Raw genomic sequence first — 24,363 nt, forward strand, 5'->3', positions numbered from 1 at the left:
AGGTTTGGGATGCGCGTGTCACGGCAACAGGCGGCGGAGAACAGGAAGCGGGTGATCGAGACGGCCAGCCGGCTGTTTCGCGAGAACGGCTTCGACGGCATCGGCCTGAAGGACCTGATGGCGGGAGCAGGCCTGACACAAGGCGGCTTCTACAAGCAGTTTGCGTCGAAGGACGAGTTGGTCGCTCTGGCGACGCGTCGCGCGCTGGAGAGCGTTTCCGAGCGCTGGTCGAAGGCGGCGGCGACGCGGCCGGACGATAGCTTGCGGGCGGTGAGCGAGTTCTATCTGAGCCAAGGCCACTCCGCCGAGCGCGCCGATGGCTGCCCGATCGTTGCGCTGGGGTCCGACGCGGCGCGGCAGGGTCCCCAAGTCAAAGCCGTCTTTGAGGCTGGGATGCTCGGCTATCTCGACATGGTCACTGGATGGCTCGGCGAGGGACACGAAGACGAGGCGATGGTCGTGCTTTCGACGATGGTCGGCGCGCTGCTCCTGTCGAGGGCCGTGAATGACGAAACTCTGGCACGGCGCTTTCTGGAGACGGCTGCCGCCAGCGTGACCAGCGAGGATGTCGGGCGCCAGGGCCACGCGGCCGTTGTCGAGCCGGAGCGGATGCAATGAAGGCTCCCCCTGCGGATTTGAGTCGTCCGGGCCCTTTTCCACGCGTGGGCGACCGCCTCGCTGCCAGCGCGGCTCGTAAGGTCACCAGCGATATCGTCATTCTGCTAGCGGGTCTTGCCGCGATTGAGACGCTTGCCACGAACATCATCCTGCCGGCCTTCCCGCGGATGGGGACCGAGCTCGGGCTGACCGGCGCTCAACTCGACGGAGGCAGCCGATGACGGGCACGATCTGGTCGCGCCTCGCCGCGGAAATGAAGGCCTATGGTGAAGCGCTAGCCGCACTCGATGAAGGCCGTGCTGCAATCGACGACGCCAGACTGCGCCGCGTTGAAGATGAATTGGCTGCCTTGAAGGCACGGGTCGCTGCGATGCAGCCCGAACCGATCCCACCGAATGGGGAGTATGCCTGACGCGCCGCAGCATTGTGCAAATGCGGCACGCACACCTTTTTGGGGTCGTCTGCTCGGCAGCAGTAGATCGATTGATGGACGCGAGGCCTCGAAAGTCGCCGCGCAACCGCCCGATCCGCCGCCCGCGCTGCATTGTTTGCAATGGGCAGATCGGGCTGTAACTTTCGGTTGGGCTCGACCAAGGGCGGCCGGCGACGCCTTCGCGTCTTCCCGGCGCCAGAAGCTGAAGCTGGCTCGACGCCGAGAAGGCGACGTTGGAAGCGGCCGGCCACGAGATCGCTTCTTTCAGGGCCAGCTAGTTACGGCAGCTCGATGATCTCGACCCAGTTCGGATTCTTGCCGAGCGCGATCTTCTGAAGCTCTTTCAGCGCCCCGGTGGCCGGATCGATGGCATAGAGCGTCGCGGAATTCGATTTCTGGCCGGCCGCGACCAGAAAGCTCCCCCTCGGGTCTACGTTGAAACCGCGCGGCTGCGTTTCCGTCGCAAAGTTCCCCGCCGGCGTCAGGGCGCCCGTCTCGGCGTCGACCTTGAACGCGGCGATCGTGTTCGAGGTGCGCTCAGAAGCGTAAAGGAAGCGCCCGTCCGGCGCGATGCGGATCTCGGCGGCGGCCGGTGCCCCGCCGCTGAAGCCCGGCGGCACGATGCTGATGCTGCCGAGCTTTGACAGCGTGCCCCTCGCCGGATCGAAACGTTGACTGTCCACCGTGCCGTCGAGCTCGTTCACGAGATAGAGGAAGCGCTCGTTGGGATGGAAGACGATGTGGCGCGGCCCGGCGCCCTGCTTGGTTTCGACGACGGCCGGCTCATTGGGCACGATCTTCCCCGTCACTGCGTCGAAGCGGAACTGCAGCACGACGTCCCCGCCGAGATTGGTGGCGAAGAGATGGCGATTCGAGGGATCCGTCAGGATCGCATGAGCGTGCTTGCGCGTCTCGACGACCTGCACCGGCTCGCCCTGTGCGAAGCCCTGCGGGCTGATCGGATTGATCGCGATCTTGTGGCCGGTATAGGAGGCGCTGAGCAGAAAGCGGCCGGTCCGGTCGGTCGCGACATAGGCCATGTTGTCGGGCAGCGGCGCTGTCGAGAGCAAATCGAGCTTGCCGCTCTGCTGGTCGATGGCAAAGGAGCTGACGGAAAAGGGCTGCGAGCGCAGCGAGACATAGAGATGGCGCTTGTCGGGCGAGATCGCCATCGGCATTGCCGTGCCGCCGACGGCGACCGTCTGGACAGGCTTCAATTGGCGTGAGGATGCGTCGAGCTCCAGCACGCTGATCTCGCGGCTGTCGGCATTCGAGACGTAGACGATGGTCTTCGCAGCGGCGGGCATGGCGCCCAGGATGAGCGCAAGCAGCGCTGCCGCGCCAGTCTTTGTCCTCGTCATTGTCTTCCCCCTGTCGGTCTTTCGTTGGCCATGGCTGGCGGCGCGACCTCGAGGGGCGATTATTCGGGTCAGAATCGGTCACGGACAGCTCAAAGGCCGTATCGATCCATCCAATCGGCGCATCGAAAGAGCAAGATCGCTCCGCTAAGGGGAAAACGCCGTCGCCCCGATCGGAGCGACGGCGTCGATCATTCTCTCGAAAGAGGCTCAGGCCGCGGCGCGTTCGCGCGTCGCGTATTCGCTCTTGTCGAGTTTTGCGACGAGGGCGGCGAGTTCCGCCGTCTCACTTTCGGTGAGATCGGTCAGCGGGGTCCGCACCGGGCCGGAATTGCGGCCGATCACCTTCATGCCGGCCTTGATGATCGAGACGGCGTAACCGCGCTTGCGGTTGCGGATCGCGATCAGCGGCAGGATGAAGTCACGCAGGCCAGCCTGCACCATCTCGCGGTCGCGGCGGCGCACCGCTGCATAGAACATCGTCGAGAACTGCGGAACGAAGTTGAACACGGCCGAGGAATAGGTGGTCACGCCCATTTCAAGATAGGGGAGGGCGAAGGTCTCGGCCGTCGGCAGGCCGCCGATATAGGTTAGGCGGTCGCCTATGCGCAGATGGATGCGTGTCATCAGCTCGATGTCGCCGATGCCGTCCTTGTAGCCGACGAGGTTGGGATTGCGCTCGCAAAGCTTCGCCAGGGTCTCTTCGGTGACGATCGCGTTGTCGCGGTTATAGACGATGACGCCGAGCTTCGTCGCCTTGCAGACCGCCTCGATATGAGCGGCTAGACCATCCTGCTCGGAGAAGACGAGATAGGGCGGCAGCAGCAGGATGCCGTCGGCGCCGGCCTGCTCGACGCCGGCCGCGAGCTCGGTCGCGATCTGCGTGCCGTGCCCAACACCGGCGAGGACCGGCACACGGCCGCGGGTCTCCTGCACGGCGGTTGCTACCACCTTCAACACCTCGGTCGGGGAGAGCGAGAAGAACTCGCCCGTGCCGCCGGCTGCGAAGAGACCGGCGACCTCATAGCCACAGAGCCAGTCGAGATTGGAGCGGTAACGCGCCTCGTCGAAGACGTTGCCTTCGGTGAAGGGCGTGACGGGAAAGGAGAGCAATCCATTGCCGATATGGCGGGCCATTTCCTGCGGGGTCATCTTGCTCATACTCGGCTCCCTGACTGAATGCAGCGCAGGAGTAGATCAAGAGCGATGCCGAAAGTGACCAAACACTGTATCGGTCGATCCAATCATTGGATCGCTCCGTCGCACTTTCACCGGATCATGCGCGATACGTTTCGCCAGAGCAGCGACGATCGGGAGGAGCGGGTTGTCGTTGTCCTCGCGGCTGACGAAGAAGAGTTCCGCGGGACGCTGTCGCGGCAGGTCGACCGGGCGCAGGGCGACTCCGCTGAAATGCAGGTTCATAGCGGCTTCCGGCACAAGCGCGACGCCGACGCCGGAATGGACCATTGCGAGGATCGAATGGATCTGGGCGAGGTGCTGGACATAGTTCGGCACGAGGCCTGCGCGCGAGAACAGCTCCACCAACAGGTCGTGGAAATAGCGGGCTTCATAGGGCGCGTACATGATGAAGGGCTCGCTCGCGAGATCCTCGATCGCGATCGTCCTGGAACGTGCCAGGCTGTGGCTGGCGTTGACCGCCGCGATCAGCGGCTCGGCCATGACACGAAAAGCGCTCAAGCCGGTGCGCGGGATCGGCGGTCGTAGCAGGCCGATATCGATCTCGCCGGAATCGAGCCGTTTGAGCTGGTCGCCGCTAACCATCTCCTTCAGCGAGATCTCGACATCGGGCATCTCGCGCCGGCACGCCGCGACCAACTCCGGCACATAGGAATAGGCCGAGGTCGCGGTAAAGCCGACATTGATCGAGCCGGCCTTGCCCTTGGCGACGCGCTTGGCCAACAACGCCGCGCTCTCCGCGAGCTTGAGCAGGCGTCGCGCCTCGGCGAGGAAGCTCTGGCCGGCGGGCGTCAGCTTCACCGTCCGGTTGCTGCGCTCGAGCAACACGACGTCGAGCACCCGTTCGAGGATTTGGATTTGCCGGCTGAGGGGAGGCTGCGTCATGTTCAGACGCAGCGCCGCCCGGCCGAAATGCAGCTCTTCCGCGACGGCGACGAAGCAGCGTAGCTGGCTCAGCTCGAACATCCCCAGCCTTCCTTTGCGCCGCCCGAAGGCCCTGCTTTCGCGGCGAGGCTCAGTTTTGGATGGTGATCCCGGCCTTGTCGATGATCCCCTTGAACTTGGCGATCTCGCTCTGCGCCTTCGCCTTCGCCTCCTCCCCGGTCGAAGGCGTCGCGGCCGCGCCCAGCTCCTCGAAGCGTGCGACGACGGCGGGATCCTTGAGCACGGCCTGCATCTCGGCGATCAGCTTGTCGCAGATCTCCTTCGGCGTGCCCCTGGGCGCCAGAAAGCCGTTCCAGGAGCTGATGTCGAAGCCAGGGAGGGTTTCTGCCAAAGCGGGAACTTCCGGTGCGATCTTGGCGCGCTCCGTCGTCGTGACGGCGAGGCCGCGCAGCGTGCCTGCCTTATAGTGCGGATAGGGCGAGGTGAAATTGTCGAAGGAGATCTTGACGTTGCCAGCGATCAGATCCTGTACCAGCGCACCCGAGGAACGATAAGTGACGTGCTGCATCTTCACGCCGGCGAGCTGCATGAAGAGTTCGCCGGAGAGGTGGATCGATGTGCCGATGCCAGAGGACCCAAAATTCTCCTTGCCCGGATTGGCCTTCAGATAGGCGATGAGCTCGGCGACGTTCTGCGCCGGGATCGACGGATGGATGCAGAGGAAATTCGGCTGCGACGAGGCCAGCGAGAGAAACTCAAAATCCTCGAACGGCTTGAAGGGCAGCTTCTCCTTGTAAAGGTTGGGGTTGATCCCGTGCGTCGACGGTGTGGTCATGCCGATGGTGTAGCCGTCGTTTGCTGCATGCGAGAGCGCGGCCACCCCCGTATTGCCGCCGGCACCGGCGCGATTCTCGATGATGAAGCCCTTGCCCATCCGCAGCGTCAACTTCTCGCAGATAATGCGCCCGACAAGATCCGTGGTGCCGCCAGCGCCGAAGGGCACGATCACCGTCACAGGCTTCGCCGGATAGGCCTGGGCGAAGCCACTGCGCGAAGACAGCGGAGCGGCGAGCGCGCCGCCTGCCAACTTCAGCGCCGCACGGCGCGTGATCGACAGGTTCATTTTTCCCTCCCATGAGATGTTGCGGCTTTGCCGTCTCAGCTGGAGAGTAGGCGGGACCCAGTTCCGGGCAACCCCCTTGGCGCTATCGTACGATCCAAAAAAGGTATGGTTTCATTGCCAATCTAACTCACCGGCGCATCGTGCCCATCCTATCCTGCGTAAGACGAGGCAGCTTGCAAGACTGTCTGCGACCTTGGCCGAACGGCCGGTCCGCACCCCACAGGAGGACACGACAGATGAGCCGATTCCTACTTCCGTTCCGTTTGTTCGCAGGCTCGATGAAGAGCCTTGCCGTTACGATGATGGCCGGGCTCGCGTTCGCCGCGCAGCCCGCCGGCGCCCAGAATTTCGAGCGCCCGGTGCGTCTCGTGGTGCCGTTTGCGCCCGGCGGCACCTCCGATATCCTCGCCCGCCTGATCGGTCCCAAGCTCTCGACTGCGATCGGCCAGCCCGTCGTGATCGAGAACAAGCCGGGCGCGGCCGGCAATCTCGGGGCGGACGCCGTCGCCAAGGCGCCAGCCGACGGTCATACGCTGCTGCTGATGGATGTCGGCTCGCTGGCGACCGCGCCCAGCCTGTTCTCGGACCTGACATATGATCCGGCCAAGGACCTGGCGCCGGTCTCGATGGTGATGTTCGGCCCTTATGTGCTCGCCGTGAACGAATCGGTCCCGGCCAAGACGGCGCAGGAACTGGTCGCCTATGCCAAAGCGAACCCGAACAAGCTCGCGGTCGCAAATTCCGGCGTCGGCGCCGCCAATCACATCACCGCCGTTCAGATGGCCAAGGAACTCGGCATCACCTGGAAGAACGTGCCCTATAAAGGCGGCGCTGCGGCTTCGCGCGCCGTCGTCTCCGGCGAGAGCGGCGTCATTATCAACGGCTCGACCGCGACATTGCCTTTCGTCTCGAACAAGCAGCTCGTCGGTCTCGCCGTTACCGGCGAGGATCGCGTCGCCGGCCTGCCGACCTTCAAGGAGGCCGGCTTGCCGGGCGGCGATGCCGGTACCTGGCAAGGCGTCCTCACGCGGGCCGGCACGCCGCCCGCAGTGATCGCGCGTCTCAATGCCGAGATCGGCAAGATCCTGCTGGAGCCCGACATCAAGGCCAAGATCGCCGAGCAGGGCGGCGTGGTGAAATCCGGTTCCCCGGCCGAATTCTCGACCTGGCTGCAGGACGCCACCACACGCTGGGGTGGCATCATCCGCGAGGCGGGTATCAAGGGTAGCTAGATGAGCGCTCCGATGGCCCCTTCGCGGATCGACTGGCGCGATCTCCTGCTCGGCCTGTTCCTAGTCGGGGTCGCGACAGGCACGCTCTTCGCCACCCGCAACCTCGCCGTCGGTCATGCCGCCGATATGGGGCCGGGCTACATGCCCCGCGTCATCGCGCTGGCGCTGCTCGGCTTCGGCCTATTTTTCTGCGCGCGCGGCGCCTGGCGCGCCGGGGCGGCGCAGGCGATCGAGCCTGTGCTGGCGCGGCCGTTGCTCGCGGTGCTCGGCGCCGTCGGCATCTTCGCGCTGACGGCTGAGAAACTCGGCCTCGCCATCGCCTCCGTCGTCACGGTCGTACTCGCCAGCTTCGCCACGCGCGAAGGGCGAGTACTCGAAACGGTCCCGTTCGCGCTCGTTCTCTCGGGCGCAGCCGTATTGCTCTTCATCAAGGTCCTGGCGCTGCCGGTGCCCGTCTGGCCGCGCTGAAGGTTGCCTTACCATGGAACTGTTCGACAATCTGCTGCTCGGCCTCTCGACCGCGCTCGAACTCAACAATCTCGGCCTGTGCCTGATCGGCGTGCTGATCGGAACGGCGATCGGCGTGCTGCCGGGCATCGGGCCGATCCCGACGGTGGCGCTGCTCCTGCCCTTCACCTTCGGGCTGAACCCGGCCGGCGCCATGATCATGCTCGCCGGCATTTTCTACGGCGCGCAATATGGCGGCTCGACCACGGCCATCCTTGTCAACGTGCCCGGCGAGACCTCTTCCGTCGTGACCTGCATCGACGGTCACGAAATGGCCAAGCAAGGCAAGGCCGGCACGGCGCTCGCCATCGCCGCCATCGCCTCCTTCTTCGCCGGCACGCTGGCGACGGTCGTGATCGCGCTGTTAAGCGTGCCGCTCTCGGTGCTGGCGCTCAAATTCACCGCGGTCGAGTATTTCAGCCTGCTCGTGCTCGGCCTGATCGCGGCTGTCGTGCTGGCGCATGGCTCGGTGGCCAAATCGCTGGCAATGGTGCTGCTGGGACTGCTGCTCGGCCTCGTCGGTATCGATGTCTCGTCCGGCGCGGCGCGGATGACATTTGGCATCGCTGAGCTTTCGGACGGCCTCGATTTCGTGCCGATCGCTATGGGCCTGTTTGGCCTCGGCGAGATCATCGCCAATCTGGAGCGACCGACGGAGCGCCGCGTCGTCAGCCAGAAGGTCCGTGACCTGATCCCAAGCCGGGCCGATCTGCGCGCCGCCTTTCCCGCCATGCTGCGCGGCACCGCCCTGGGCTCGGTGCTCGGCGTGCTGCCCGGCGGCGGCGCGGCGCTGCCGCCCTTCTCCTCCTATGCACTTGAAAAAAAGCTGGCGAAGGACCCGTCCCGCTTCGGCAAGGGCGCGATCGAAGGGGTTGCCGGTCCGGAAGCCGCCAACAATGCCGGCGCGCAGACGAGCTTCATCCCGCTTCTGACGCTCGGCATTCCGGCGAACGCGCTAATGGCGCTGATGATCGGCGCGTTGATGATGCAGGGCATCCAGCCTGGGCCGCAGATCATGACCGAGCAGCCAAAGCTGGTCTGGGGCGTGATTGCCTCGATGTGGGTCGGCAACCTGATGCTGCTGGTGATTAACCTGCCGCTGATTGGGCTCTGGGTCTCGATGTTGAAGATTCCCTACCGCCTGCTCTTCCCGGCGATTGTGCTGTTCTGCTGCATCGGCACCTATGGCATCGCCAACAGCCTGTTCAATGTCTGGCTGATGCTGGGCTGCGCGGGCATCGGCTACTTCTTCATCAAGATCGGCGTCGAGCCGGCCCCGCTGCTGCTCGGCCTCGTGCTCGGGCCACAACTGGAAGAGAACTTCCGCCGCGCCATGCTGCTCTCGGACGGCAATTTCTCGGTCTTCCTGTCGCGTCCGATCAGCGCGGTGCTGCTGGCGGTGGTCGCGGTGCTCCTGCTGGCGATGCTGTCGCCGACAATCCTGCGCAATCGAAGGGCGGCTCTGGCAGATAGCGCGTGAAATCTCCATCGGTGCCGCGTTGGCCTCTTCGACTATCGCGTGCACCTGACGCATATTGATGGGTGCATCATGATCGCCAGCGATCGATAGGTGCGATCGGCAAATGCGAACTGCTGGAACGCGAACTGCGCGCCAACTCCCGACATTGGGACTTCGCCCGGAAGCGGACGTCATCGGATAGGGCTAAAGCAGCTTTCCGCGCCTCAGCAGTCTTGCGCGATGCCAAGCTGAAACATCACGCCCGCAAGGGAAGCCCCTTCGGCGATACAGCGCCGGTCATTTCGGAAACACGCTCTTCAAGCTTCAGGAATAGGGGCGATGACCTTGATCTCGAAGGCTAAGCTCGCCAGCTAGTTCACGCCGATCGCCGTCTAGATCGGGTAGGGTGCCTGCGGAAATATCTTGCTCTTGACGTTCATCACCGTGCCGAACTGGTTTTCGGGATCAGTATGAAACGTCGTGATGTCTACGATATCGTCGAAGCCCACCTAGCTCACTGTTTGTGGCGGCGACTACACCGAATACATTGCCCGCACCCGTCATACACGCTCGGCGAGTACGCGGTAATGTGCCATCTGCCCTGCTGCCCAAGTCTCAAACTCCGACAGGAAGTCTGCCGAAATGGCAACGCTGCGACCGCCGCGGGCGACGCTGAAGCATCCGCGTCGTTCCGCGCTCGAGAGGATATTGCCGATGTGCTGACGGGAGACTCGAAATCGCTCGGCCAATCCGCTGTAGGATAGGGGCGCCGGGGCGGCGACGCCCGACAGCGCGGCATAGTGTGTGGCCAGCACGGCCGACAGCACGGAGTACCCACAATCCTGACCGGTGAATTCGACTACGTTGCAAAAGGGACCGAAGTAGACGTCCTCCTGCAGGAACATCTCATAGGAGGCTCCGAGCCAATCCGCTAACGCAGCAGCATCCAACCGAAGCTTCGCAACCATCGGCGACGCAGCCGGAACCAAGCGTTCGGAGGCCTCCAGAAAAGCGAGGGGAGAGCGGCCGATTTCCTGAAGCAGTGTCATCGAGGGGCTCAACCGCAAAGCTCGACGGTCTGCGGGCAGTCGCTGCGCGGTGACGTAACCGCCCAGCCTGAGCGTGACGACCAGCTCTGCGATCTGCCGAGCGCTGGCTGGCGCGACACGCTGGAGTGTAGCGAGCGTCGGCGCCTCGCCGCCCCCCCGGCGCCAGCGCGCATCGAGACCGATCAGAGAAAAAGACACAAGATAGCGCAGCCTCTGGCCGAAGAATTTATCCGCCGGCCAGGGCATCTCCGGTCGCTGGATCACTGCAGCGCAATATAAGCGTAGCGCATCGCGGAACCCGCGGTGGTGGATCAGGCTGGCGGCATAGGGCCATGGACCTCTGTCGGCATGGAGCGCGATTGAGCGGTGGAGCAAATCGGCGCGCGCAGCCGGTTCCGGAGCATCATGCATGGCCGGATGCGTGCAGATTTTGGACTTTGCAACGCAAGGTCGGCATGGCTTGATGCGTCTGCCCCGACGACAATCGACTGAGCCGATTCATAGCCTGCCATGCGAAAGACCGCTACTCGCCCGGGGGATCCAGCAGGCATCCGACAACAGGCTGGTGGTACCGCTCAATCAGCGAAATCAAAACGCTCAACGTACAAAGGACGAATTCTTCTCACGTTCTTAGTTCTACTTATTCAGAGCGCCCACTGTAAATTTGCGATCTCCCAAACTGTTGGCAACATTGGAGGCTTAGCAGAAGTTTCGACTGATAACCCATTCCCCTACGACAGGGTTATGTTCGTGGGAACGGCGGGCCATATCCGCGCTCTCGACGATATCAGCCTTGGTAGCAGAATAATCGCGGATACAGGGTCAGTCGGTCGGATATCTGCGGTTGCCGGACATTCCATGAATGTCTACTTCCACGGTTTCCTAACAGGAGCGACTGTCTATTTCGGGTCGGCCTCGGATACGGGCAATATCAACTTCAATGGCTGGGAAGGGGCAGGAGGAATCGGTCTCAATATTGTCGTGGACGGCGGTACCTTGACGTCTATGCTCGTACGGCCCGGTGGCGTCGTCGTTCATTCGCTCAGCGCCGTGTTGAGCCAGGCTAAATCCCTCACGATCAACAACAATGCGACAGTCTATCTCTCGAGTGACGCGACCACGATCTCCCGTCTTGAGGGCAATGGCCAGATCGGCATTGCCGCGCCGCTGACGATTGGTGGAGGAACATTTTCGACCAGTATAACGGGAGCGTCGCGGCTCACCTTCTCCGGGGATAGCACCTGGACGGGTGTTGGTGCCAGCATCGGGACGCTCGAGGTTCGGCCCGGTGTGACATTGACGACCACCAGTTCCGACGCTGTGGAAGCTTCTACCGATCTCCAGATCGATGGTACGCACCAGCTGAACGCTTCGCTGTCGGTCAATGGGCTCAGCGGCAGCGGGCTGATCGTCCTCGGTCCCGGAGTGAATCTGAGTGCAGGCTCGCAGAATGCCACTTCCGCTTTCAGCGGCACGATCTCGGGCTACGGTGGCTTCACCAAGGATGGCGCGGGCGCGCAGACGCTCTCCGGCGCCAACACGTTTACCGGCGGCACGACGATCAATGCCGGCATGCTCGCGCTGAGCGGCGCCGGCAGCCTCGCCGCAGGCGGCAGCTTGACCCTCGCTGCAGCGGGGTCGGCTTTCGACATCAGCGGCGCGACCGGCGGACGGACCGTCGGTGGGCTGTCCGGAGTCAGTGGCAGCACCGTCGCCCTCGGCGCCAATACGTTGACCTTTGGCGACGCGACGAACCAGACGTTCGGCGGGGTCATCAGTGGCACGGGCGGCATCATCAAGCAGGGCGCTGGCACGCAGACGCTGACCGCCAGCAATATCTACGCCGGCGGCACAACGATCAATGCCGGCACACTCGCGCTGAGCGGCGCCGGCAGCCTGGGCGCGGCCGGCGCGCTGAACCTTGCCGGCGCAGGCGCTGCGTTCGACATCAGCACATCCGTCACCGATCAGACCATTGGAGGGCTATCCGGCGCGGCCGGCAGCGTCGTCACATTGGGCGCCAGGACGCTGACCTTCGGCGATGCGACTAGCAAAAGCTTCGCCGGCTCGATCGGTGGTACCGGCGGTGTCGTCAAGCAGGGCTCCGGCAGGCAGACGCTGAGCGGGACCAGCAGCTATGCCGGCACAACGACGGTTTCCGCCGGAGAGCTGCGCGTCGACGGCGCGCTGATCGGGCTCGGCGCGGTGACGGTCGCAGCCGGCGCGACCCTGTCCGGGACCGGCAGCATCGCCGGGGCTGTGACCGTGGACGGCACTCTGTCGGCGGGCCACAGCCCAGGCACGCTCACGGTCGGATCGCTGACGCTCAACAGCGGCTCGACCTCGGTCTTCGAGCTGAACACGCCGGGAGTGGTCGGCGGTAGCGATCCCGTCACCGGCAACGACCTCGTTGAAGTTACGGGCAACCTCACGCTCGGCGGCGCGCTCGACGCGCGCGCTGCGGCGGCCGGCTATTATCGCCTGTTCGACTATGGCGGCACGCTCACCGGCAGCTTCGACAGCCAGAGCGTGACCTCGACCCGCGGCGACTTCGCCATCGCCAGCGCGCAAGTCGATACGGCCGTGGCGGGACAGGTCAATCTCGTCGTGCTCGGCACCGGCCAGACCATGCAATTCTGGGACGGCGCGAACACCACGGCCAATGGCACCGTCAACGGTGGCGCCGGTACCTGGTCGGCGTTCGGCACCAATTGGACCGACAGCGCCGGCAGCACCAATGGGGGCTGGGGCGGTTCGGTTGGCATCTTCGCCGGTGCCGCGGGCGGTGCGGTGAGCGTGTCAGGCACGGTGAGCTTCGACACTCTGCAATTCTCGACCAGCGGCTATGTGCTAAGCGGCGGCACGCTCTGGATCGCGCCCGCGAGTGGAGGGGACGGTACCTTCAATGTCGACAACGGCGTCGTCGCCAGTATTGCCTCGACCATTGTCGATGGCACCGGCACGGCCATCGTCAAGGTCGGCGGCGGCAGGCTCATTCTCTCGGGCAACAACAGCTACACCGGCGGAACGGCGATCGATGGCGGCACGCTGCAGGTTTCGGCCGATGCCAATCTCGGCGCGATCTCTGGCGGCCTGAGTCTGAACGGTGGCACGCTGAGGACGACGGCAAGCTTCTCCTCTACCCGCAATGTCGTACTCAATGCCGCAGGCGGCATCTTCCAGGCCGATGCCGACTTGGCCTGGTCGGGTGGCATCAGCGGCAGCGGCGCCCTCGCGAAGACCGGGAACGGTACGCTGGTGCTAACCGGAACAAACACCTATGCCGGCGGGACCACGATCACCGACGGCGTCCTGCAGATCGGCGATGGCGGCACCTCGGGCTCGATCACGGGCGCTGTCGTCAACAACCGCACGCTCGCCTTCAACCGCTCGGACGACATCGCCTTCGCCGGCGCGATCTCGGGCTCGGGCGACGTGCAGAAGCGCGGGGCCGGATCGCTGACCATGACCGGCGCCAACACCTATTCCGGCGGAACATTGATCGCGCAGGGCACGCTGATCGGCTCGGCCAGTAGCTTCGGCGTCGGCCAAATCATAAATAGCGGCGTGCTCGTCATCGACCAGCTGACGGATGCAAGCTTCGCCAACGCGATCAACGGAACCGGCTCCTTCACCAAGCGCGGTGCGGGCAATCTCGACCTGACAGGCACGAGCGCTCTGGTCGGCTCGACTACGGTCGAGGCCGGCAAGCTCTCGGTCAACGGATCGCTCGCCTCCTCGGCGGTCACCGTGATGAGCGGGGCGACGCTCGGCGGCTCGGGCACGGTCGGCACGACGGTGGTCAATGCCGGCGCGACGGTCGCGCCGGGCAACTCGATCGGGACGCTGACGGTGTCGGGCAACGTTTCCTTCGCAAGCGGCTCGACCTATCAGGTCGAGGTCAACGCCGCGGGTCAGGGCGACAGGATCGTGGCGTCCGGCAGCGCCAGCATCAGTGGCGGCAATGTGCAGGTGCTGGCCGAGAGCGGCAATTACGCGGCGGCGACCAGCTACACAATCCTGACCGCCTCAGGTGGCGTCAGCGGCACCTTTAGCAGCGTCACCTCGAACCTCGCCTTCCTGACGCCGTCGCTGACTTACGACAGCCAGAACGTCACGCTGACGATGACGCGCAACGACAACTCCTTCGGCCCCGAGGGTGGCGGCAGCTCCGGCGGCACCTCTGTCGCGCAGACCCGCAACCAGAGCTTCATCGCGATCGCGGCCGAGCGGCTCGGGGTCGGCAATGCGGTCTACGACGAGCTGATCTCGGCCACGGCCGATCAGGCGCGGGCCGGCTTCGATCTGCTCTCGGGCGAGGCGCATGCCCAGGCGGTCAGCGTGATGATCGACGCGAGCCGGCTTGTGCGCGACACCATACTCGGCCATCTGCGCGGCCCACTGCTGACCGCGCCGGGGCAGCAGGTCGCTGGTGCCTTCAGCGCCGACCTTCCCGGCCGCAAGGGCGCGGTCATGATGCCCGCCCCGGTGCCGCAGCCGCGCTATGGCCTCTGGGGCACGGCCTTCGGCAGAGCCGGCAACACCGACGACGACGGCAATGCCGCCAGCCTGAGCCGCCGCAGCGGCGGGGCGCTGCTCGGCGCAGATCTCATGGTCTACGACGCGCCGGGCTCATCGCTGAAGCTCGGCGTCGCTGGCGGCTACAGCCAGTCGCGCTTCGATATCGATGCTAGGCTTTCCAGCGGCAAGCTCGAGAGCGGCCATGCCGCGCTCTATGCCGGCGCCCGCTTCGGCAACCTTCGCCTCGATGCCGGCGCGGCCTATAGCTGGTCGGATAGCGACATCCGCCGCCAGGTCCAGATCCGTGGCTTCGGCGATCTCTTGCGCCTGCAGCGTCCGGGCTCGGTGACGCAGGGCTTTGCCGAGCTCGGCTATGGCTTCGCCTTCCAGGGCATTGCGCTGGAGCCCTTCGCCCAGCTCGCCTTGATCCGGGTCTCGACCGATGCCGGCACCGAGCGTGGCGGCGCGGCGGCCTTGCGGGTGCTCTCCAGCGACCAAACGCTTGGCTTCACCACGCTCGGCCTGCGCGCCGAGGCGCAGATCGGGGCGATGCCGCTGTTCGCCCGCGGCATGCTCGGCTGGCGCCATGGCTTCGGCGATCTCACGCCGCAGGCCCGCACCGCCTTCGTCGCCGGCACCACGCTGGCCACGGTCTTCGCCACCCCGATCGACCGCGAGGCCCTCGTCGCCGAGGCCGGCCTCGATTGGCGCATCTCCTCCGCCACCGCGCTCGGCCTGACTTACTCCGCTGCCATCGGCGAACGCTCCCGCGACCACGCCCTCAAGGGACGCGTCGAAATGCGGTTCTGAGCAAAGTTCGCTGCGCCGTCATTTGCGGCGGAATTGCCCCGCCCGAAGGAAGCCATCATTCTGACAGTTGCGGGCAAGGTCACCGACCGCAACGGCCTGCGCTTGGCGCCGCCATAGCCGCCGGACATGGGCGAGCCGCCCACGGCCGCACCGCTCGATACCACGAGGACCCGGCTTCCCGATGCGAGCGGCAGGTTCAACGCCGCCTGCAGCCAATGCAGCGGGGCCGAGGAATTGGACCGGCGACATTCCCAGAATTTCACCCGGGCGATGCGATTTCGCAACTTTTTCCGATCCGCTTCGCGACGCGATGCGGCGCGACGACGCAACCTAAGCTTGGCACTGGCGGTATGCCGAGGCTCACCGAGGAGGGAACTCTAATGCTCAACACTGAATGGCAGCTCAGCGGCAACATCGCGGAGCGATACGAGGAGTTTCTGGTTGCCGTGGCGGAAAAGCATGCCGCTGGCGCCAAGCTATCGTTTCGCCACGCCGACGCGCAGGCACTTCCGTTCGCTGATCAAAGCTTTGATGCGGTAATCTGTCAGCAGGGATTGCAGTTTTTCCCTGACCGGCGAGCGTCTGCAGTGGAATGCCTACGGGTCCTGAAGCCCGGCGGTCGCGCTATTTTTTGCACTGCACGAGGACTGTCAGAAAATCCGTTGATGCAGGCGCAGGCAGCCGCATTCAGCCAATACTTTGGAGATGGAGCCGCGGCTCCGATTCGTGCTGTCTGTGCGTTTGCGGATGCTGATGAGACGCAATCTTTGTTTGCTGATGCCGGTTTCTCACCAGTCCGGGTAGACAAAGTCGTTCTAGATCTTTTCGTCGAGGACGCCGTTGGCTTTGTGGATGGCATGATGATGGCAACCCCGGTTGCCGACAAAATCGGAACGCTCGAAAGCGCAACGCGGCAACAACTCAGGAGCACTATCATAGACGAGTTCGGCGCCTGCTTTGACGGCTCGTCCCTCAGATTTCCGCACAGCGCCAACGTTGCTGTGGTATCCCGACCATAGGCAAACCTGTCCGGCTCAACCCGCGATCCACAGCGGTACGATTGGATCGACAATGCGGGCTGCACCCGACGAGACAGCATTGCGCCAATTCCGGACATTTGGCCACTGCCAGCATGCGGACATTCAAGGGCGGCCAAACGCAATCACAGCCCCCACCCGTTAGGCCGGGCGCTTGGAGTGTCAAACGGCCCGCAATGTTGCCCCCCGATCAGCGTGCGGATCTTGCCGCTTGATCTGCTGAGGCGGTTAGGAAACGGCGGGCTGGTTTGGGTTGCGCAGCCGCGCCGGCTCCGGGTCGCAGGGCGGCGCGCCTGGTTCAGAGCCCGATCTTGAAGCGCCAGCTCTCGTTTCCGGTCTCGACGATGTCGCCGTGGTGGGTCAAAGCAGCGGATGCTCTCCGGCGTTGCCTAAGGACGACCAAACCTGGCAGCGGTCACGGCTTGGATTTCTGATACCACCGGCGCGCTTCGGCCCGATCCACAGGACCACCTTGGCCCTTTTCGAGCATCACGGCCAAGCTATACATCGCGTTTTTGTCGCCAAGGTCTGCTGCCTTGCGAAGCCAGTCACGGGCCCCACTCTGATCTTCTGGGCCGCCCTTACCATAGCGAAGCATGAAAGCGTACTCAAGCATTCCAGCCGAATTGCCAGCCTGTGCTGCTTTGCCATACCAGGTCCGTGCTTCTGCTAAATTGGCAGGCCCTCCATGACCATGTTCGTTAGCTTTTCCATAACCGTACATGCAATGCGCTACGCCAGCCCGAGCAGCTTTTTCAAACCACTGACGAGCCTCAATCATATTCTGAGGACCACCATCTTCGGTAGTTAGAGCCAGGGCGTAGTGGCACATCCCTTCGATATTGCCGTGTTCGGCGGATGCTTTGAACCAGCGTCGAGCTTCGACTGGATCCTTGAGGCCACCAAGTGCCGTATCGAACATGTACCCTAGACGATACATTGCAAACGCATCGCCTGCTTTGGCTCCCTGCTCGTACCAACGTTTTGCCGCTGGCAGATCTACCGGACCGCCTTGCCCGTTCTCCATCATGTACCCAGTCCAACTCATCGCTAGGGCATCGCCGGCCTTCGCCGCTTTTTCGTACCAGGACCGAGCTTCTGGAAGATTTGCAGGTGGCACCCACCCATTTTGCAGCGCAAGTGCAAAATTACGCATTCCCAAGACATGACCGTTCTGCGCTGCTTTCTCGTACCAGCGTTTCGCTCCCGCGAGATCCTTTGCACCTCCCACTCCATTTCCAAGCAAAGCACCAAGGCTATTCATTGCTTCGATATGTCCAGCCAGCGCCGCCTTCTCGTAGAGTTTCCGCGCTTCGGCTTCGTCCTTCGGAAGACCCTCCCCGTCCCGAAAAAAGAGCGCGAGGTTATGCGCAGCTGATGCACTGCCGCTGTCTGAAGCCTTGCGATAAGCCGACGATGCGTCGAGATAGCGCTTAGCCTTGTCATAGGCACGACCGAGCTGAAAATTCAGTCGACGTAATTCCGGGTGCTGCTCCGAAGCAAGTTGGCACGCGGTGATGGCTTGCTCAGCGGCCAGGTTAGCGAACGCTACACCCGGCACATCACGATTTCGATCGAGGTCACCGGGACTGCCAGCGAGTTCGTCGCACTTGCGGACGGCTCCATCTCGTGCGGCAAGCAAATCCGGTAGATAGTTCTCGGCAAGCGTCCGATATGCGCAGATTGCACCGCAGTTTTTTAGGTAATCAGCGTACTTGCCTTCACGGCTGAGGCGCTGCCAGTTCTGTCGGTCAGCCGCTACCTGCGTGTCGCGCTGAAACTGACGCAAATGCCTCAGCGCCTCTTCGCGATAACGGCAGACGGACCCGCAGTTGGCGATATAATCCTCAAGCGCGCTGCGGTCGCTGGCGGCCTTGGCACGCTGCCAATTACTATCGTCCTGTGCCGCCGCGACGGCGCTCGCCACCGCCGGCACAGGCTGGCCTGGTGGCAGGGCGAACGAGGCCTCGTCGATTTCCGGCGCCTGCTCGCGCCCGCTGTCGCGCCGTGCCGCCGCCGCAACGCTCACCTTCAGGTAGCGCTGCAGATCCGGCCAGGCGAGCAAACCGCTCTCGGGCGCGCCCTGGGCCCGCGCCAGCCCGGCGGCGCCCATCAGGAATCGGCTCGTGAAGAGACCGAGCTTCGCCTCCTGGTCCCAGTTCGCCGGGGCCGTGCCGGAGGTCGCGACCAGCTTGACAATGCCGCCGCCGCTGCGTGGCCTGGCCGGGGTGAAGCCCGGCGCCGAGACGGCGAGCAGGCTCTCGCCCTTGCGCCCGGTCTCGCCGGTGAAGCAGGCGTCGATCATCACGATGAGCTGCCGCTGCGCGCCGATCTTCTGGCGGACCAGTTCCAGGTTCCGGTAGAGCGTCTGCAGCCCGTAGCCACTCTCGCTGATATTGGGATTGCCGTCCTGTGGTAGAAGGAATGGTTGGCCGCTTATGAGGTCCGGCACGCCGTGGCCGGAATAATAGACGAAGACGTTTGAGCGGTCGGCGACGACGCTGCGCCAGATACGCCCAATTTGGGGATTCGACTCAGTGCCGAAGCTTTGTTGAAGCTCGCTGAGCGTCGCGTCCTTGATTAGATGGACGTTCTGCTCACGGAAGCCGAGCGTGCCAATCAGATACGCCTTGATCGCATCGGCGTCGTTATGCGCGAAATCCACCGTGCTCGTCTGCTTGTAGGCCTTGTTGCCGATCACCACCGCGATCGACTCGGCGTTGTCGGAGAGGGTGGTTGTTTGAGCAGTAGCGCCCGCCAGCCAGAAGCAAGCCAGCGCCAGAACCACCCAACTCAAAATCGCCCGCATGATCCATGCCCTTGACCTTGCGGCATGCTGGCATGTTTCCGGTTCGAACGGGAGTGCAATGCTGCCACAGGCATCGCGTTCCAACTGCTCAGCAGTGTTGGCGAGTGCTACGGCGCTTCTAAAGCTGCTCCATCTGCCGGCCCGGGCATCCCTGGAGCAACCCAGGCGAAACGTGAAGGGCTATGGCTGGCGCGGCTTCTGACGGCGTCGGGATAGAGACGGTCGATACAAGCGGGACATTCAAGCACTCCTATCGAAGCCGGCGCTGCATCATTCCGGCCAGCGGGTTCTTCGAATGGATTGGCGAGAAGAAAGACCGCGTGCCGCATTTCTTCTCTGCCGCCGATGGCGAATTGCTGGCGTTCGCGGAGCTTTGGGAAAACTGGCAAAACCCTGACACGGGCGACGATATCACTACCTGCACGATGATAGTCCGCGAGTCCAACGCCTGGACAGCGGAGTATCATGACCGCATACCGTGCATGCTGTTGCGCCAGGATTTCGAAGCGTGGCTGGACGGTTCCGGAGGAGGCTTTCGATACTGACCGGATCAGCGCTCGAGTGTGGACCAGCTGACGCGCGCGAAGTCGGCGAGGCGCCACAACGGGACTCTGGCTCAATGCTGGTTAGCGGACTTTGAGTGTCGACTCCGGGGATCCAACTGGGCCGGATTTCGACTGTCGTTGCTCAGAGGACTTGCCGCCGGTGGGTAGCCGAAGCCGCGGCGAACAGGGTGGTTCTTGTGGTGAGCGCTGCGCGCGGCGGCGCGCCGGCCGACCGGGAAGCATTTCAGCCGTCAAGTGGCGCAGACGTCGGCGACGTAGACTGGGAGTTGAACGAGCATTGCTGGCAAGCACCGGTACAGGACGCTATCGAGGAGCATGATCGCTCCGCGGCGCCTGTCGCCCTATCTGAAGACGGTCGCGCTCGTCGCTCTCGCTACAGCGCTCGCCGGCTTTGTCGTCTGGTCGACGCCGCTCGACAGCGTCTCCGCCATCTACATGGCGCCCGTCCTGATCACCGGCGTGCGCTACGGCACCGGCCCAGCCATTTTGGCGGCGCTGCTCGGTGCCCTGATGACGTCGCTGTTCTACCCGCCGCTGTTCAGCCCGCTCGTCTTCAAACCGGCGCAGATGATCGACCTCGTCACCTCGCTCGCCGTCGCGCTGACGGTCGGCCCGCTGGTCGATCGTCAGCGGGCGCAATCCCGTATCCTCGAGCAGCATCGACTTCGCGAGCGCACCGACGAGTTGCGCGACATCCTGGTGGAGTCAGTGTCGCATGAGCTACGCACGCCACTCGCCGGCATCATGGGCGCAGCGAGTGTGCTGACAGCTGCTCCCGAGCTCGCCGGGCGCGAGTCGCTGCACGCGCTGGCGGCCGGCATCGAGCAGGAGGCCGGCCGGCTCGACCGGCTGATCCAGGATGTGCTCGATCTCGGCCGCATTCGCGCCGGCGCGCTTCAACCCCATCTCGACACACTCGATCCCTGGGACATCGTCAATGATGCGCTCGCCACCGCCCAGGACCGGCTGCGAGCCCATGACGTGCGGCTGGACCCCGCCGGGCCGTTGCCGCTCGTGCAGGTCGACCCGGCGCTGACGGCCCAGGCCCTGGTCAACGTGCTGGAGAACGCCGCCAAATACACACCCTCCGGCGGCTCCATCCATATCTCGGCGCAGGCCTTGCCGGGAAGCGTTGCCATCGCCGTGCGGGATGAGGGAGCAGGCCTCGAAGCCGGCGAGACCGGCTTGATCTTCGAGCGCTTCCACCGCGGCGAGCGCCATGCCGATATCGCCGGCGGCAGTGGCCTGGGCTTGACGATCGCACGGGTATTCGTTGAGGCCAGCGGCGGGCGCATCGTCGCGCTCAGCGCGGGACCGGACCGGGGCACGACCCTGCGCCTGATCCTGCCCGCCACAGAAACGAGGGAGGGTGACCATGATGACGACTGAGGCCGCTTCCGCCGCGACGACCCATGGACCTCTCGTTCTCGCCGTCGACGACGATCCCGCTATCCGCCGCTTTCTGCGCACGGGCCTGGAGATGCACGGCTTCCGCGTCGTCGAGGCCGAAACCGCGCGGCAGGCGAAGGAGCTCGCCGTGATGCGTCAGCCGGACCTCGTCGTGCTCGATCTCGGTCTGCCCGATGCCGACGGCGCCACCGTCGTCGAGGCGCTGCGCGGCTGGTCGCATGCCCCGATCATCGTGCTCTCCGTGCGCAAGTCGGAAGCCGAGAAGGTCAAGCTGCTCGAAGGGGGGGCCGACGACTACATCGTCAAGCCCTTCGGCATGGCCGAGCTTCTGGCCCGCGCCCGCGTCGTGCTGCGGCGTGCCGTGCGGCAGGACACGCCCGAGCCGGTCATCCGCGTTGGCGGGCTTTCAGTCGATCTCGCGCGCCGGCTCGTCAGCCGCGACGGCAGCGCGATCATACTTTCGCCCAAGCAATTCGCGCTGCTGCGTATTCTGGCCGTTCACCACGGCAGCGTCATGACGCATCGGCAACTGATGCGGGAGCTTTGGCCGCAGGAGCCGGACGAGGATGTGCAATACCTGCGTATCCTGATGAAAAAGCTGCGCAATCGCATCGAGCCGAATCCGGCCCGGCCGATCTATGCGGTGACCGAGCTCGCCATCGGCTATCGGCTGCGGACGCAGGAGCAGCTCGATGCGGTCGGCTATGCGCAGGTTATGCGCTAGGCAAGCTGCCGACATGGAACGGCTAAGCGCGTAGCTGCTAGCGACGGACTCCGAGAAGCGCGTGGGGACGCGTCCGGAGCTGGGAACGCCTTTCATGTTCAAACTCTGGTTGGCGCTCGCCACGGTGGGCGGCATGGCCGCGGCCGTCTGGTTGGCCTGGATCTTCTGTCGCCAGCTGATGCCCGTGGCCCGGGCGATCGACAGGCTCGGCAGCTCGCTTGGCGTGATCGCGAGCTGGCTCGTCCTGCTCGCCTGCCTGATCAGCGCCGGCAACGCCACGATCCGTTATCTGTTCTCCTACAGCTCCAATGCCTGGCTTGAGCTGCAATGGTACATGTTCGCCGGCATGGTGCTGCTCGGCTCGGCCTATACGCTGCGGGTCAACGAGCACGTCCGCGTCGACCTGTTCTACGGCGTCGTCTCCGACCGGACCCGGCACTGGATCGACCTCGTCGGCGGCGCGGTGTTCCTGATGCCGATGTGCCTGGTGATGATCTGGTTCACCTGGCCCTGGTTCGTGCAGTCCTGGACGCTGAATGAATCCTCCAGCAATGCCGGCGGCCTGATCCGCTGGCCGGTTATCCTGCTCCTGCCGGTCGGCTTCGCCCTGATCCTGCTCCAGGGCGTCTCGGAGATGATCAAGCGCGCCGCAGCGCTGCGCGGCTTCCACCAGCACGAATACGCCTACGAGAAGCCGCTGCAATGATCGACGCCGTCCGCGCCAATCTCGGCCCCATGATGTTCGGGGGCCTGATCGTCTTCCTGTTGATCGGCTACCCTGCAGCGTTCTCGCTGGCGGCGGTCGGGCTGTTCTTCAGCTTCATCGCGATCGAGATGGGAGTGATCGCGCCCCAGTACATGGGCAACCTCACCTTCCAGCTCTATTCGATCATCTCGAACGACCTTCTGCTCTCGATCCCGTTCTTCACCTTCATGGGGGCGGTGCTGGAACGCTGCGGCCTTGCCGAGGATCTGCTCGATTCGATCGGCCAGCTCTTCGGCAGCGTCCGCGGCGGCCTGTCCTATGCCGTCATCTTCGTCGGCGCGATCCTCGGCGCCATCACCGGCACGGTCGCCGCCTCGGTCATCGCCATGGGCGTGATCTCGCTGCCGGTGATGATGCGCTACGGCTACAACATGCAGCATGCGACCGGCGTCATCGCCGCGTCCGGCACCATCACCCAGCTGATCCCGCCCTCTCTCGTCCTCGTCGTCCTCGCCGACGTGATGGGCAAGTCCGTCGGCGACATGTATGCCGGCGCGATCGGCCCCAGCATCGTCCAGGTCGCGCTGTTCTGCATCTGGGTGGTGATTCTCAGCATCGTCAGGCCGCACCATGTGCCGGCGCTGCCGCCCGAGGCGCGCACGCTCAAGGGCTGGGCGCTGGCGATCAAGTGCGTCCGCGGCATCGTGCCTTCGGCGGCGTTGATCTTCCTGGTGCTCGGCACGATCTTCATGGGCCTGGCGACGCCGACGGAAGCGGGCGCGATGGGCGCGGTCGGTGCGCTGGCGCTGGCAGCGCTCTATCGCACGCTGAGCTGGAAGCTGACCTATCAGGCGATGTCCTCGACCATGCGCATCACCGCCATGGTGACGATGATCCTGATCGGTGCGCGCGTCTTCAGCCTCGTCTTCCAGGGCGTCGGCGGCGGACTCTGGATCGAACACATGCTGACCGGGCTGCCCGGTGGTCAGGTCGGATTCCTTGTCTTCAGCATGGTGTTCGTCTTCTTCATCGCCTTCTTCCTCGACTTCTTCGAGATCGCGTTCATCATCATCCCGCTGCTGACCCCGGCGGCGACCAAGCTCGACATCAACCTGATCTGGTTCGGCCTCCTGATCTGCGCCAATATCCAGACCTCGTTCATGCATCCGCCCTTCGGCTTCGCGCTGTTCTATCTGCGCGGCATCGCGCCGCCGACGGTGAAGAGCCGCGACATCTATCTCGGCTCGATCCCGTGGATCGTGCTGCAGCTTGTGCTCGTGGCGCTGATGATCGCCTTCCCGGAGATGGTGACCTACTGGCTGGACAAGCCGGTGACGCTCGATCCGGCGGCGCTGGAGAAGCAGCTCAATTCGATGCCCTCCTTCGGCACGATCGAGCTCAATGGCCTGACACCGCCCAAGCCTTGAGGGGAAGGTCTCAGCATCTTCAATCGGTCGAGAGCCAAGCGCCCCGCCGTCGGTCGCAGCAACCTTTCGCGGACGACCATCTGATGAATACGGGTCTGGCGGCCGACATCATCGTCGCTCTCGACCGTCATCCGAACGCCACAGACATCATCCGCGCCAAGGTTTTAGAGATTACCGACCATCGCTATGCGCTTCCAGAAATACGCGAGACTTATCTACGCGAGGGACATTCCGACTGGCTGGCTTGGGCCTATGCAGTAGGTTCGCGCGCAATGTACAAGCAGGCGCGAAACTATCTGTTCGATTATTTCAAAAATGTGTCGGACAAGAACGGTATAATCGCTGAAATTATCGAGAGCGATTGAGCGATGTAGCCTAGCGGTCGCGGCCTGCTCGCGTTCATCCCTTCTCGTGCATTCGTCCACCCGGGATCGGACGTCCACAGCGTCAGGTATGGGACGGAGACCAGAGTTGACACGTCGGAAATCAGGC

Annotated in this window: 19 protein-coding genes and 2 pseudogenes; 13 read left to right on the forward strand and 8 right to left on the reverse strand. The window is 64.1% G+C overall.

Annotated features, from left to right (window positions below; translation table 11 throughout):
* Window positions 1-9 precede the first annotated feature (9 nt).
* Both BMZ21_RS26505 and BMZ21_RS26510 read left to right on the forward strand, forming a co-directional pair.
* Window positions 10-618 (forward strand): TetR/AcrR family transcriptional regulator, encoded by a 609-nt coding sequence (locus BMZ21_RS26505; RefSeq protein ID WP_091841995.1) that lies wholly within the window; start codon window positions 10-12, stop codon window positions 616-618.
* A 217-nt stretch (window positions 619-835) separates the two neighbouring features.
* Window positions 836-1,030 carry a hypothetical protein gene (locus BMZ21_RS26510; RefSeq protein WP_091841930.1) on the forward strand — a complete coding sequence of 65 codons (195 nt, stop codon included), beginning with the start codon at window positions 836-838 and terminating at the stop codon, window positions 1,028-1,030.
* Window positions 1,031-1,329: 299 nt separating this feature from the next.
* On the opposite strand, the gene BMZ21_RS26515 is transcribed toward BMZ21_RS26510, so the two are convergent.
* The 4 genes from BMZ21_RS26515 to BMZ21_RS26530 all read right to left on the reverse strand — a co-directional run bounded on the left by BMZ21_RS26515 (window position 1,330) and on the right by BMZ21_RS26530 (window position 5,614).
* Window positions 1,330-2,412 (reverse strand): lactonase family protein, encoded by a 1,083-nt coding sequence (locus tag BMZ21_RS26515; protein WP_091841932.1) that lies wholly within the window; start codon window positions 2,410-2,412, stop codon window positions 1,330-1,332.
* A 207-nt stretch (window positions 2,413-2,619) separates the two neighbouring features.
* Window positions 2,620-3,570 (reverse strand): 5-dehydro-4-deoxyglucarate dehydratase, encoded by a 951-nt coding sequence (kdgD, locus tag BMZ21_RS26520; RefSeq protein WP_091841934.1) that lies wholly within the window; start codon window positions 3,568-3,570, stop codon window positions 2,620-2,622.
* Window positions 3,571-3,606: 36 nt separating this feature from the next.
* Window positions 3,607-4,572 (reverse strand): LysR family transcriptional regulator, encoded by a 966-nt coding sequence (locus tag BMZ21_RS26525; RefSeq protein WP_091841937.1) that lies wholly within the window; start codon window positions 4,570-4,572, stop codon window positions 3,607-3,609.
* Between the two features lie 49 nt (window positions 4,573-4,621).
* Window positions 4,622-5,614, reverse strand: a complete 993-nt coding sequence (locus tag BMZ21_RS26530; RefSeq protein ID WP_091841939.1) for a Bug family tripartite tricarboxylate transporter substrate binding protein — start codon at window positions 5,612-5,614, stop codon at window positions 4,622-4,624.
* A 236-nt stretch (window positions 5,615-5,850) separates the two neighbouring features.
* Here BMZ21_RS26530 and BMZ21_RS26535 point away from each other — a divergent pair, with 236 nt between their 5' ends.
* The 3 genes from BMZ21_RS26535 to BMZ21_RS26545 are packed head-to-tail and all read left to right on the forward strand — an operon-like array spanning window position 5,851 to window position 8,833.
* Window positions 5,851-6,846: a Bug family tripartite tricarboxylate transporter substrate binding protein gene (locus tag BMZ21_RS26535; RefSeq protein WP_244544030.1), complete on the forward strand. Its 996-nt coding sequence runs from the start codon at window positions 5,851-5,853 to the stop codon at window positions 6,844-6,846.
* Window positions 6,847-7,314, forward strand: coding sequence for a tripartite tricarboxylate transporter TctB family protein (locus tag BMZ21_RS26540; protein ID WP_244544031.1), 468 nt, complete (start codon window positions 6,847-6,849; stop codon window positions 7,312-7,314).
* A gap of 13 nt (window positions 7,315-7,327) precedes the next feature.
* Window positions 7,328-8,833 carry a tripartite tricarboxylate transporter permease gene (locus tag BMZ21_RS26545; protein WP_091841943.1) on the forward strand — a complete coding sequence of 502 codons (1,506 nt, stop codon included), beginning with the start codon at window positions 7,328-7,330 and terminating at the stop codon, window positions 8,831-8,833.
* Between the two features lie 350 nt (window positions 8,834-9,183).
* Here the strand turns inward: BMZ21_RS26545 and BMZ21_RS30895 are convergent.
* Window positions 9,184-9,315, reverse strand: a pseudogene (locus BMZ21_RS30895) (RidA family protein); the annotation flags it as partial.
* 57 nt (window positions 9,316-9,372) lie between these two features.
* Window positions 9,373-10,272, reverse strand: coding sequence for a MarR family transcriptional regulator (locus BMZ21_RS26555; protein ID WP_143079818.1), 900 nt, complete (start codon window positions 10,270-10,272; stop codon window positions 9,373-9,375).
* Between the two features lie 885 nt (window positions 10,273-11,157).
* Here BMZ21_RS26555 and BMZ21_RS26560 point away from each other — a divergent pair.
* Entirely contained in the window at window positions 11,158-15,192 is a 4,035-nt protein-coding gene (locus tag BMZ21_RS26560) for an autotransporter domain-containing protein (RefSeq protein ID WP_167561768.1), read from the forward strand.
* Window positions 15,193-15,290: 98 nt separating this feature from the next.
* On the opposite strand, the pseudogene BMZ21_RS30900 reads toward BMZ21_RS26560, so the two are convergent.
* A pseudogene (locus BMZ21_RS30900) lies at window positions 15,291-15,419 on the reverse strand (short-chain dehydrogenase); the annotation flags it as partial.
* Between the two features lie 153 nt (window positions 15,420-15,572).
* On the opposite strand from BMZ21_RS30900, the gene BMZ21_RS26565 reads away from it, so the two are divergent.
* Window positions 15,573-16,211: a class I SAM-dependent methyltransferase gene (locus BMZ21_RS26565; RefSeq protein WP_167561769.1), complete on the forward strand. Its 639-nt coding sequence runs from the start codon at window positions 15,573-15,575 to the stop codon at window positions 16,209-16,211.
* Between the two features lie 433 nt (window positions 16,212-16,644).
* Here BMZ21_RS26565 and BMZ21_RS26570 read toward each other — a convergent pair whose 3' ends face one another.
* Window positions 16,645-19,038, reverse strand: coding sequence for a caspase family protein (locus BMZ21_RS26570; protein ID WP_091841954.1), 2,394 nt, complete (start codon window positions 19,036-19,038; stop codon window positions 16,645-16,647).
* A gap of 182 nt (window positions 19,039-19,220) precedes the next feature.
* Here BMZ21_RS26570 and BMZ21_RS26575 point away from each other — a divergent pair, with 182 nt between their 5' ends.
* From BMZ21_RS26575 to BMZ21_RS26600, 6 genes are all read left to right on the forward strand, one after another.
* Window positions 19,221-19,583 carry an SOS response-associated peptidase gene (locus BMZ21_RS26575; protein WP_091841957.1) on the forward strand — a complete coding sequence of 121 codons (363 nt, stop codon included), beginning with the start codon at window positions 19,221-19,223 and terminating at the stop codon, window positions 19,581-19,583.
* Between the two features lie 336 nt (window positions 19,584-19,919).
* Window positions 19,920-20,993, forward strand: coding sequence for an ATP-binding protein (locus tag BMZ21_RS26580; protein ID WP_091841960.1), 1,074 nt, complete (start codon window positions 19,920-19,922; stop codon window positions 20,991-20,993).
* Window positions 20,980-21,738 carry a response regulator gene (locus BMZ21_RS26585; RefSeq protein ID WP_244544032.1) on the forward strand — a complete coding sequence of 253 codons (759 nt, stop codon included), beginning with the start codon at window positions 20,980-20,982 and terminating at the stop codon, window positions 21,736-21,738. Before BMZ21_RS26580 ends, BMZ21_RS26585 begins: the two co-directional genes overlap by 14 nt.
* 133 nt (window positions 21,739-21,871) lie before the next feature.
* Entirely contained in the window at window positions 21,872-22,444 is a 573-nt protein-coding gene (locus tag BMZ21_RS26590) for a TRAP transporter small permease subunit (RefSeq protein WP_091842004.1), read from the forward strand.
* Window positions 22,441-23,871, forward strand: a complete 1,431-nt coding sequence (locus BMZ21_RS26595) for a TRAP transporter large permease (protein ID WP_091841962.1) — start codon at window positions 22,441-22,443, stop codon at window positions 23,869-23,871. The genes BMZ21_RS26590 and BMZ21_RS26595 overlap by 4 nt, the downstream gene beginning before the upstream one ends.
* Before the next feature lie 83 nt (window positions 23,872-23,954).
* On the forward strand, window positions 23,955-24,236 hold the full coding sequence (locus tag BMZ21_RS26600) for a hypothetical protein (RefSeq protein WP_091841964.1): 282 nt from the start codon (window positions 23,955-23,957) through the stop codon (window positions 24,234-24,236).
* Window positions 24,237-24,363: the final 127 nt, after the last annotated feature.

It is taken from the genome of Allobosea lupini (assembly GCF_900109525.1).
Classification (GTDB): Bacteria; Pseudomonadota; Alphaproteobacteria; order Rhizobiales; family Beijerinckiaceae; genus Allobosea; species Allobosea lupini.